At 50.2% G+C, this 11,661-nt stretch carries 11 protein-coding genes; 1 reads left to right on the forward strand and 10 read right to left on the reverse strand.

Translation table 11 applies throughout. The features are described from left to right. Window positions 1-445, forward strand: a 445-nt coding sequence (locus ACY69O_RS08775; protein WP_462333089.1) for an EAL domain-containing protein, incomplete at its 5' end; no start/stop codon positions are given. A 124-nt stretch (window positions 446-569) separates the two neighbouring features. On the opposite strand, the gene ACY69O_RS08780 is transcribed toward ACY69O_RS08775, so the two are convergent. From ACY69O_RS08780 to ACY69O_RS08825, 10 genes are all read right to left on the reverse strand, one after another. Further along, a complete protein-coding gene (locus tag ACY69O_RS08780) occupies window positions 570-2,225 on the reverse strand; it encodes a hypothetical protein (protein ID WP_462333090.1) in 1,656 nt (551 codons plus the stop codon). Between the two features lie 39 nt (window positions 2,226-2,264). Next, entirely contained in the window at window positions 2,265-2,879 is a 615-nt protein-coding gene (locus ACY69O_RS08785) for a polysaccharide deacetylase family protein (RefSeq protein WP_462333091.1), read from the reverse strand. 221 nt (window positions 2,880-3,100) lie between these two features. Continuing rightward, entirely contained in the window at window positions 3,101-4,030 is a 930-nt protein-coding gene (whiA, locus tag ACY69O_RS08790) for a DNA-binding protein WhiA (protein ID WP_462333092.1), read from the reverse strand. Window positions 4,031-4,042: 12 nt separating this feature from the next. After that, window positions 4,043-5,368 (reverse strand): gluconeogenesis factor YvcK family protein, encoded by a 1,326-nt coding sequence (locus tag ACY69O_RS08795; RefSeq protein ID WP_462333093.1) that lies wholly within the window; start codon window positions 5,366-5,368, stop codon window positions 4,043-4,045. A gap of 6 nt (window positions 5,369-5,374) precedes the next feature. Beyond that, window positions 5,375-6,355 carry an RNase adapter RapZ gene (rapZ, locus tag ACY69O_RS08800; RefSeq protein ID WP_462333094.1) on the reverse strand — a complete coding sequence of 327 codons (981 nt, stop codon included), beginning with the start codon at window positions 6,353-6,355 and terminating at the stop codon, window positions 5,375-5,377. Window positions 6,356-6,533: 178 nt separating this feature from the next. After that, entirely contained in the window at window positions 6,534-7,331 is a 798-nt protein-coding gene (locus ACY69O_RS08805; RefSeq protein ID WP_462333095.1) for a Cof-type HAD-IIB family hydrolase, read from the reverse strand. Next, window positions 7,328-8,143 (reverse strand): Cof-type HAD-IIB family hydrolase, encoded by an 816-nt coding sequence (locus ACY69O_RS08810; RefSeq protein ID WP_462333096.1) that lies wholly within the window; start codon window positions 8,141-8,143, stop codon window positions 7,328-7,330. The genes ACY69O_RS08805 and ACY69O_RS08810 overlap by 4 nt, the downstream gene beginning before the upstream one ends. 93 nt (window positions 8,144-8,236) lie before the next feature. After that, a complete protein-coding gene (locus ACY69O_RS08815) occupies window positions 8,237-8,608 on the reverse strand; it encodes a DUF1667 domain-containing protein (protein WP_462333097.1) in 372 nt (123 codons plus the stop codon). Window positions 8,609-8,610: 2 nt separating this feature from the next. After that, a complete protein-coding gene (locus ACY69O_RS08820; RefSeq protein ID WP_462333098.1) occupies window positions 8,611-9,873 on the reverse strand; it encodes an NAD(P)/FAD-dependent oxidoreductase in 1,263 nt (420 codons plus the stop codon). Further along, a complete protein-coding gene (locus ACY69O_RS08825; RefSeq protein ID WP_462333099.1) occupies window positions 9,870-11,318 on the reverse strand; it encodes an FAD-dependent oxidoreductase in 1,449 nt (482 codons plus the stop codon). The genes ACY69O_RS08820 and ACY69O_RS08825 overlap by 4 nt, the downstream gene beginning before the upstream one ends. Between the last annotated feature and the right edge of the window lie 343 nt (window positions 11,319-11,661).

Here is an 11,661-nt window from a genome sequence, read left to right on the forward strand (position 1 = left end):
CATAAACACCATTGAGCAGTACAATCTGCCGCACTCGCTGATAAGCTTTGAGTTAACCGAGCGTATGGCACTTGTTACACCCGAACTGATGAAGCATCACATGTCAGACCTCAACCATTACGGCATCACCTTTGCGCTTGATGACTATGGGACGGGAAATGCAAATATTTCCTATCTTATAGACTACAACTTCGATACGATAAAATTCGACCGCAATCTCATGCAGGCCTTCTTCAATCAGGAAAAGGCACACCGTATAATCGGAAGTGAGTTCCGAATCATTAAAGATCTGGGGCTAAGTGTCATAGTCGAGGGTATTGAGTCAGAGGACGAGGTGCGCATACTGAAAGAACACGAAATACAGTACATACAGGGCTTCTACTACAGCCGCCCTCTCCCGGGTACTGAGTGTATCGAATATCTGCGAAAAAACAGTCAGCAATAATAATTCTCTCAAGCATCAAAAAAGGAGCTGTGTACTCACAGCTCCTTTTTTATGTATGCCTTCATAATCCGGCACAAACAATATACATCTTTTCCTGCAGTGCCAATGATTTCGAACTGTCGAATTATGGCTCCGACAAGATAAACCTCACAGGGAGATTGCTTGCTCCGGGCGGAGTGAACTCCACATGCAGCGTCTCACCCTTAAACGTTCCGAGACTGAACATTTCCGTTCCCTTCGGCAGCAGCAGAGAACCATCCTTATTAGGAAGTGTGATTGGTGCGTCAGCATCACCGAAGAAGGGCGCATCCTTCGGCACCATACATGTCCATACGCCTGCGGGTTCTTCCGTACTTACATGCACAGCCCCCGTATAGAAGCCGCCTAAGGGATTTGCCCAAAGCTGTACCTTCTTTCGTCCCTTCATGGGGACTTCAAGGTGGTACATAACGCCGTAGTTGCCCGTGTTTTCCACGAGGCTTCCATCTGTAGCATCTATACCCTGCTTGAATTTATCATCGACTTCGTTTCCGATGGTTATATACACCTCTCCATCGCCCGGATTATAACGTCCATGTGCTTTAAGCAGTCTGTCCATGCCGGTGAAGGTTCCTCTGAGACGGTGCTCGTCCTTCGGAAGTACCGGGGCAGATTTTACAAACTCCAACGGATCTGCCGACGACGGATAGAGTATAACCGTCACTCTGACCGGACCCGTGGAGCTGAAATCATAGACTCCGTAGACAAGCTGCTCGTTTAATACGAGAGTTTTGTCCATGCTTTCCAGCATAACACGGCTCTGATATCCGTCGAGATAGATAGCATTCTGTGACTGCTTCTCGAAGAAATACTGACGCTGTGTTTCGCGTCCGACCTTGAGATAGTCCCGGTCGGGTGCGCTGCAGCCACCGCGGGTGATGTGTATTACCGCGTATCTGTCACTTGTGTTTTCAAGAACTACTGCCACTTTGCATGCAGTAGGAATCTGATTCACATGATAGTAAAGCACACGCGCGTCGCCCTGAATGACGTCAGAGTATAGTATGCCGGGCTGAGTGACATACTCCGGACTGTCGGAAAAGAGCAGCGTTCCGCCTACGTCCAGTGTATCTGTCTTCAGCGGTGTAAGCTCCATTTCCTGTTTCGACAGATATGTTACAGGCTTTGCTTCCTGCTTCTTTTTTCCCTCCACGTCTGTTGAGGCAGACTCCTTTTTCCTGTTGAGATATTTTTCAAGGATACCCGTGCCTGAGCCCTCCCTGTTCGTTTCTGACGCTTTTATTTTTTCTTCGGCAGCGCGCTCACTCTCTGCCATTCTCCTTGCTTCCGCTTCGGCACGTTCTCTTTCGATTCTCCGTGCTTCCGCTTCGGCACGTTCTCTTTCGATTCTCCGTGCTTCCGCTTCGCGGTCCGCCAGTTCTTCCTGCCTCTGTTTTTCTTCGGCAGCACGCTCTTTCGCAAGACGTTGTTCTTCCGCCTCTTTGGCTTCAGCTTCACGTCTGGCCTTTTCTCTCTCTTCCGCAGCTCTTGCTTCCTCTTTGGCGCGCTCTATTTCCAGAGCCTCACGCTCGGCTCTTTCTTTTTCCGCACGTTCTTCTATACGTCGTGCCGCTGCGCGCTCTTCTTCAAGAGCTATTCTTTCCCTTTCGAGTCTTTCAGCGCGTTCCATGCGCCGCTGTTCTCCCCGTTCTTCCGCGGCGTGGCGTGCCATGACATCCGCCCCGGTACCGAAAAAGAGCATTCCCGTTAAAAGGCAGGCTGCCAAACGCTTTCCAATCATTTTCTTTCCCCCGTTAATCTTTCATTCTCCCTATATGGCTCAGTACTGCTGATTCAAAAGCGAACCGAACCGCGCGAAAATTTTCGCTTTCCAAATGCGCAGCTTGAATTCCGTCAGGCCGAAATACGGACGCGGAATGTTTATTCTGCGCAAAAGATATGGATTAGTCTCGAAGGTGTTCAGTCCCGGATCCCCCGTGACTGCTGCAAGATATTCCGTTTCTTTAAGTATTGGCAGCATGTAGTCCCTGTATTTTCCGTTTGGATATGACAGAGCAAATACTGTTTTTACTTTATTCCACTCAAGGAGCGTTTTTGAAAGCTGTACCTCCGCTTTCACGTCCTCCGGCGGCATAGTGGTAAGCGCCATGTGATTTGCGGTATGGCTGCCTATTTCGATACCGCGCTCCTGCATGTCACGAAGCATATCCCATGTAAGGTAACCCGGCAGTCCAATGTCGTTCGTTACCATAAATACGGTAGCCTTCATACCGCGGCTCTCCATAATCGGGAGCATATCGGTATAGTTGTCCTTGTACCCGTCATCAAGAGTGACGATTACTGCTTTTTCGGGCAGAGTCTGTTTTCCCTTTTTCGCACGGAGAAAATCCAGTACGGATATAGTCTCATACCCCTGCGCACGGAGCTCGTCCATCTGTGCGGCAAAGTCCTGCGGAGTTACGGTGTATTCATCATCGCTCCATGTATTGACCTTGTGATATTCAAGTATGAGTACGCCCTCAGGCGGATAAACCGCCGTGATGCCGAATGCTGCCGCCGTGATGACTACGGCTATGCATAAAATTCCAAATATGCGGCCGAACCAGTTGCTGCTGCGGCGCGGTCCGCCGTAACGATTGATATAAACGCTCAGTTTTATTCCTCTCCTGTCTCTGCGAGCTGCATGAGCTTTCGCATTCTGTGATTTACTCCTGATTTTCCTATACCAAGTATTTCCGCAAGCTCCGCCAGCGCCGCATCAGGGTGCTCAAGGCGTGCCTCTGCTGCCTCACGGAGAGACGTCGGCAGATTTTTCAGCATACCTTTTTCTTCCAGCCTGTGAATGACTGCAATCTGACGTGCCGCCGCATCAGCGATTTTGTTGAGATTCGCCGTTTCGCAGTTTACTATGCGGTTGACCTGATTTCTTACTTCTTTTACGTTTCTGGATACTTCGAAGGCTTCCACTGCCTGCTCTGCGTCCATATACGCCAAAAGGTCTACTATGGCGTCGCTTTCCTTAAGATATACGATATAGGCGTCCTTTCGGTCTGTTATGCCTGCCGGCATATCCAGTCTCCTCAAGAGTGAAAGCAGCAGGTCCGCAAACTGATAGTTCGCCGTGACAAATTCCAGATGGTATGAAGCCTCAGGCCTGTTTACGCTTCCTCCTGCCTGAAATGCTCCCCTGAGATACGCCACACGGCAGCAGGGACGCCTGAGAAGCGTGCCTCCGTTCGAAGATGTAGGCATTGTTCCCGGAAGAAGGCCTATTTCAGAGAGAAAATCTTCTCCGCCCTTTTCAGGAAGAACCCTTACAGTATAGGAATTGTGCTGCTTCAGTCTGCGGAAGCGGCTGACGGTTATTTCCGTGTTGACCTTGCCCGCTTCTTTGAGCAGCACAAGCACTTTTCGCGCGACGGCTGCATTTTCCGTGGTAAAGGTAAGCCCCACGGTATGCTTCATTCCCAGAGTCATGACCGCACCCATTCGCAGAAGCCCCGAAAGCTCCGCCCGACGGTCGCAGGGTTTTGTATATGTAAGACGGGCCAGTTCGTTTTTTACATCGCCCGCAAATGAAGGCATCGGGTTTACCTCCTATTTTGTCTTTTTCTTGTCTCCGTGACGTATTTCTCCGGAGGATAATCCGTATATCATTTTCATGATATTTTTCGTGAGTTTTTGCGGGTCATGATGTCCCGCATCAGTTCCGCTGGTGATGTCAGCCTGTACAAAACCGACACCGAGGCTGTTAAGCTCGTCACGGTCTACGCGGACCGGTTCGGAGCCCTGCAAACTGTAAGCGTAAAGCTGATCCTCGGAAAGTTTCGTGGAATTGACGAGAACGTAGTCCACCGCGCCTTTTCCTGCATGTGCGATAATTGCCTTGACATGCATGGAGGCTGTATAATCGTCAGTCTCTCCGGGCTGTGTCATTACGTTGCAGATATAAATTTTGAGAGCACGGCTCTTTCTGAGTGCATCAGCAATGCCGTCTACAAGAAGATTCGGCATGACACTTGTATAGAGACTTCCCGGCCCCAATATGACAGCATCTGCATTGGCTATTGCCTCAAGTGCGGAATCAACTGCCTCCACATGCTCAGGATAAAGCTGAACATGTTCTATTTTTTTATGTGCCTCGGGAATCTGGGATTCTCCGCAGACAACAGTGCCGTCAGTCATATATGCGTCAAGACGTACATGGGCATTGCTTGCAGGAAGCACACGTCCCTCGACCGCGAGAACCTTTGAGGACTCACGGAGAGCCGTTTCCATATCTCCCGTGACCTCATTCATTGCCGCAATAAAAAGATTGCCGAAGCTATGCCCCGCGAGTTCGCTTGTACCGCCAAATCTGTACTGAAAGAGTTTTTCCATCAGCGGCTCAGTGTCGGCAAGGGCAACCAGACAGTTACGCAAATCGCCCGGCGGTATAATGCCAAGCTCCTCGCGGAGTCTGCCTGATGAACCGCCGTCATCGGCAACCGTTACTACAGCCGTTACGTTGCTGGTGGCCTGCTTCAGCCCGCGGAGAAGCACGGAAAGTCCGTGCCCGCCGCCGATTACGACGATATTGGGACCGCTTTCAAGTTTACGTTTTTCGTAGATCAGGTCTACAAGACGTCCCGAGTTTTCGGGAACAAGCACCATGATGAGGGAGCGGATAACGCTCCTTGTGGCAAACAGCATGATGCCGACACCCAGTATTACAATCAGTGCTCCCGCAAGAGCCGTAGCTGTGTAGTCGTATGAGCCGCGCCAGTTGTAAACGAACCTGAATATAGCTTCCTCTATATGGTCGAGATATTCATAGTTAAAAATCAATGCCAGACCGAGGCTGACAAGCATAACGCCTGCCGCAAAGAGCAGCAGCCAGCGCTTGAATTTCATGCCAGGGTACAGCCATTTCAATAAGTGCATGTTATGTTATACCTCTTCACGAACATGCTCGCGTACATCATTTTTCATGAGGTCGCGGTGTTCCAAAGTTGTCTGGAAGCCCCTCGCTCCCAAAAAGTCATAAATATGCTTTGCAACGAACACAGAACGGTGCATACCGCCTGTACAGCCGCAGGCAATGACGAACTGATTTTTTCCTTCTTTGATATACTGAGGCATCAAAAAGCCCAGCATATCGTCAAGCCGTGTAAGAAATTCCTGTGTGACAGGCCATTTCGAGATATAGTCGGAAACGTCCTGCACCACTCCGCTTTTATGACGGAGCGAGTCAATGTAGAACGGGTTCGGCAAAAAGCGCACATCAAGAACCATATCTGCGTCCATCGGTACTCCGAATTTAAAGCCGAAGGAGAGAACATTTACGTTCATTTTGACTCCGTCCGGATTACCGAAAAGCTGTATAATTTTAGTTTTCAGCTCTGCTTTTCTGAGCTCGGAGGTGTCGACTATATATGTTGCTTTCTGACGCACGGGTGCGAGCTGCCCCCGCTCCTTTGCGATACCCTCGGAAAGTCTTGAGCTCGGCGCCATCGGGTGGCGTCTGCGTGTTTCTTTATACCGGCGTATGATTGCCGCGTCGGAAGCGTCCATGAAAAGAAGCTCGTATTTCTGCCCGTCCCTGTCCATATCGTCAAGCACATGAACGAAAGTATCGAAAAATTCACGGCTTCTGGTATCCACTACAAGTACAACGTTTGCAATATGCCCTGCAGAATGGGCACAGAGCTCAGCAAACTTCGGAATAAATACAGGAGGCAGGTTGTCTACGCAAAAATAGCCCAGGTCCTCCAAAAAACGGCATGCCTGGGTTTTTCCGCCTCCCGACATGCCTGTGACAATTACCAGTCTGTAGGGATTAACGGGTATCTGCTCTTTTGCTCCCGCGTGGGAGATTGTTTCATTTCGCTCTTCCTCTTCAATCGCTTTTCTTTCTTTTTCATTTTCCATAGCAGTTTCCTCCCTCCGGGAAACAATATAGCCTTCTCTTTTCAGAGAAGGAGCCCTCGTCAGCGGTAGATGAGGCATGCATGGCATATCCCCATGCATATAAAAGACAGTAAATCACAAAAACTTTATTATATTATTATATTATACAGCAAACGTCTCCGTTTGCCAAAAACCGCAGTCAAAGCACAAATCGCTCCACCGCGTCGGCAATGGCATCTTCGTCACATGACGGTGCAATATAGTCCGCAATATCCCTGGCAGCCTGAATACCATTTGCCGTAACGACAGCAGTCCCCGCCCATTCAAGCATAGAAAGGTCATTTTCCGCATCACCGCAGCACATGACCTCATCCCGTGAGAGCCCCAAATGCTTCGCCAGAGCTTCTACTCCCGTCGCTTTTGTTATGCCTATTGGCATGATGTCCGTTACTGTGTCAACGTTTGTAACCGCCTCGAACCTGCCCGGGAATTTCGCTTTTATGTCAGAGAGCTTTTCTTCCATGTGCTCTCCGGTAAGGTCGCGGAGAACGAACTGCATGATCCCTTCCGCGTGACTGAGATAATTCTGCCCCACTTCAACTATGTGAAAATCAGGGACTGTTCTGTATGCGTAAAAGTATTCAGGTCTGAAATCCGTACCGTATATTTCCGTGCCTATGTGCCACTGCATGTACCATTTCTTTTCCCCCAGTACATAACGCATCAGCTCCTGTGCGAATTTAACATCATACACGGCTGTAAAAACAGGCGGCTCGCCTTCTTTCTGCACAAGTCCTCCGTTGCAGCAGACGAGCGGTGCGTTAGCTCCTATGAGTCCTCCGAAATGAACGGCGGAATTCATCATACGTCCGGTGGCTATCGTTACCCAGACACCCTTTTCCTTCGCTTTATCCAGTGCCTCAAGGTTTCTTCTGCTTATTTCTTTTTTTGAGTTCAGCAAAGTTCCGTCCAAATCCATAGCTATAAGGCGTATCATTGTCCGTCCTCCAGAACATAACGGTGAATAGCTTCCGCCACGCCGCCTTCTTCACAGATTCCCGTAACCACATCTGCCTCAGCCTTTACTGCCTCCGAGGCATTTCCCATTGCCACACCCAGGCCACAGGCCTTCAGCATGGACACATCATTCCCCGAGTCACCGAGGGCCATGATTTCATCAGCGGCTATTCCGTGCTTTTGAGCAAGCTCAAGAACTGCTTTTGCTTTCGATACTCCCGGCAGAACTACCTCTATATAATTCGCTTTGGATTTCATCACCAGTATTTCGGAAGGAAATGCTTCTGCAAGCATGGAGAGCGCTTCATCTCCCGAGGCTTCGTCCTTTGTTACAACAAGAAGCTTGGGAACCTCATCTGTTCTCTCAAGAAGTCCTTCCTTTCCAACTGCATTTCCCGGCACACCCGATGCCTTCTCATAAGCCAGAGCCGCCTCTGTTGCTTCTGCATAATATAGCTTCCCTTCACTGTATAGCTGAACATACCAACCATGTTCAAATACAAATCGCAGAACTCTTTTCACCACGTCGGGGGGAAGAAACTCCGTGCTTATACGCTCCCCTCCGACAGTCTTAACAATGGCGCCGTTATAGGCGATAAGTGGAACATCTATCCCCAGCTTTTTCGCATAGGGAAGCGCCGAGCGGTACATACGGCCTGTGGCGATTGTGACAAGCACGCCGCGTGCTGCCGCTTCCTTTACTGCTTTTATATTTTCTTCCGGTATATGAAATGTATCATCAACCATCGTTCCGTCAAGGTCGGATACAATCATGCGAATTTTTTTGTGCATAGAAAAAGCTCCCTTCATGCCTGTTACTACTATTGTAGCACAGTAATGAAAGGAGCTTTTATGCTTACGCAAAAAAGTATTTAATCATTTAATTCATACAGCTGCCATGTCGCGGCTTGCTACGATGTCAACGCCGAGACCGAGAATGTCAGCCGCAATGACGTCGCCTGCCTTGACAGGAGCTTTTGCCGTAATCTTTTTCAGCTCGCGGGCACAGTCAAGAATACGTCCCTTCGGCAGTACGCTGCTTGATACAACCGGAAGCAGCGCAAGCTGGCCGCCCTCAATGCGGACCGTAGTAGTCAGCATACGGGTTGGAGACATGATTTCATCACGGCCGTATTTTGCTCCGCGCGGGCATGTGTTGCCCGTAACCTCCGTAACTGCTCCGTCCTCTATTGTAACAGTAAGCTCACAGCCCATGGGGCACATGATACAGTTCAGTACTTTCTTTTCCGTTGCCATGATTATGCCTCCTCAATCGAAACCGTGATGTCAGCCGACAGTGCACTCACTTTTTCAGCCGGAATCTCAACGGAAATCATTTCGCTCGGTTTAACTACCGGAAGTATTTTCTTCATGACTTCCTGCTCGCCGCTCGTGACGGAGAGTTTCACTTTACGCATTGGACGTGCCGCGCGCATAAAGAGACGTACAGCCTCGCTCTCGCTGCTGAGGCGCAGGTGCTGAGGCACGCAGGTATTTACTCCTGTGCCCGGAGACACCTGCAGATCTCTGTCAGCTTTGACGTTTTTGCCAAGAGCCGTGAGAGCTGCATATTTTCCTGCGATTTCGGCTTCATCGGAAACGAAGTCAACCAGGTCGTGAACGTGAACGACATTACCTGCGGCGAAAACACCTTCAAGGCTCGTCTCACGGTGCTGGTCAACGACAGGTCCGTTCGTGCGCGGGTGAAGCTCAACGCCGAGCTCACGGGAAATCTCATTTTCCGGGATAAGTCCGACGGAAAGAAGCACCGTGTCGCACTCGATGTCGAATTCCGTTCCCGGAATAGGACGCATTTTATCGTCAACCTTCGATACTGTAATTCCCTCTACGCGGTCCTTGCCCTTGATTCCCGTAATGGTGTGTGAAAGGTAGAGAGGAATATCGTAGTCGTTGAGGCACTGAACGATATTTCGCGTAAGTCCGTTGGAGAATGGGCAGATTTCAAGAACAGCCTGCACCTTGCAGCCCTCGAGCGACATACGGCGCGCCATGATAAGGCCGATATCGCCGGAGCCGAGAATAACAATCTTGCGGCCCGGAATGTAGCCTTCCATGTTTACCATGCGCTGTGCCGCGCCTGCTGTGTAAACACCTGCCGGACGATATCCCGGAATACGGATTGCTCCGCGGGTACGTTCACGGCAGCCCATTGTGAGGATTACCGTCTTTGCCTGCAGCTTCATAAGTCCGCGCTGAGGATTTACAGCGATTACTTCTTTATTGTCACGAACTTCAAGAACCATTGTGTCAACGAGGACTTCAACCTCAGGGCAGTCCTTGATAAGGTCGTAGCAGCGCTGAGCATAGCCCGGGCCTGTGAGCTCTTCTTTAAAGTGATGCAGACCGAAGCCGTTATGAACGCACTGCTGGAGGATACCGCCGGCCTCGCGGTCACGCTCAAGCACGAGGATTTTTTTCGCGCCGTTGTTTACTGCGCTGTGAGCGGCAGAAAGTCCCGCAGGACCGCCGCCGACGATGATAATATCATACATTTCGCTCATTCTGCCGCACCTTCTTTCTCATAATACATGTAGGAATCTGCGCCGTCCTTGCGAACCTCAGGCACAGAAATACCCAGTTCGCGGGAAATGATTTCTATAACGCGCGGTCCGCAGAAGCCGCCCTGGCAGCGTCCCATACCCGCACGTGTGCGGCGTTTTACACCGTCTACCGTGCGTGCGCCGCAGGGACGGTTGATAGCATCGACAATCTCACCCTCTGTGATTGTTTCACAGCGGCAGATAATACGCCCGTAGCGTCCATCCTTTGCGATGAGGGCAGCCTTTGCTTCATCGTCCAGTTCGCGGAATACCGGCTCCTCGGGACGGCCTTTTTTATAATCGGAGCGCTTTGATGCGCCTGTTTCTTCAACAATTATTTCAGCAAGGTACTGAGCGATTGCCGGAGCAGATGTGAGGCCCGGTGACTGGATTCCTGCTGCCTGCAGAAGTCCCTCTACCTTGGATTTACCCAGCACAAAGTCACCCGTAGAGGAAGCTGCACGGAGTCCTGCGAACTCTGTGATAGCCGCACCGCCCGGGATTTCCGGGCAGAGCTTTCTCGCACCCGCAAAAATCTCGTCCATGCCTGCGGAGGTTACGGACAGGTCTTCTTTGTCGTCAATCTCCTGCGCGTTAGGCCCGATGAATACGTTGCCGTGCGTAGTAGCGCAGACGAGAATACCCTTGGATGTCTTCGTCGGAACAGGGAAAACAACACCGTTTACCATGGTTTTCTGTGCCGTTTTGTCGAAAAGCACATATTCGCCTTTTCTCGGGTGAATGGTGAAGCTTGTGTCCCCTGCCATTGCAGAAATTTTATCAGCGTAAACGCCTGCGGCATTTACGACATATTTTGTTTTTATCGTCCCCTGAGAGGTTTCAACAGCCTCAACACGGCCGTCTTTAACGGAAATACCCGTTACTTCGCAGTCACGGAGAACTTCCGCGCCATTGATTACAGCATTTTCGGCAAAAGCCTGCGCCATGCCGAAAGGCCAGCAGATGCCTGCAGTCGGTGCCCAGAGAGCAGCCTTGATATCCTTGCTGAGATTCGGCTCTTTTTCGCGCACTTTATCGCCATCCCAGATTTCAAGTCCCGGGACGCCGTTTGCTTCACCGCGCGCCTTGAGTTCCTTCAGCGTCGCAATTCCATCCTCGTCAAAAGCCGCAACGAAGGAACCCGTCCATTTAATATCAAGATTCAGTTCCTTTTCGAGTTCATGATAGAGCTCGTTGCCCTTCACGTTCATCTTCGCTTTGAAACTGCCCGTCGGTGCGTCAAATCCTGCATGCAGAATTGCGCTGTTCGCCTTCGTTGTTCCTGCCGCAATATCCGGCTCTTTTTCCACCAGAACGCAGCGCAGGTCATAGCGCGCCAGCTCCGAGAGGATAGCTGTTCCGGTAATGCCGCCGCCGATGACGACAACATCTGCCTGTCTTTCCATTATGAAATCCCCTTCATTAATAGTTTAGTAGTCAGCAATCTATAACGATTAACCTTATATATTTTAGCGAGTCAAATGTTGTTTTTCAAGAGACACACAGCAGGGACAAAAGGACTCAAGTCACATACAAAAACACCGTACAGTTTCGTTTTATCGAAACCATACGGTGTATTTTGTATACCTATTATCTTTTGAAAAATATCCTGCGTTAAGAGTCAAATGACACAGCATAACGTGAAAAGGCCCGGTATCACCCTTTAGGTTCGAATTTTACCACAACCACACTATCCCGTTCAACAACCGTGTTTGGTTCCACATTCTGGCTTACTGCGATACCGTGTCC

Source organism: Schwartzia sp. (in: firmicutes) (assembly GCF_978017985.1).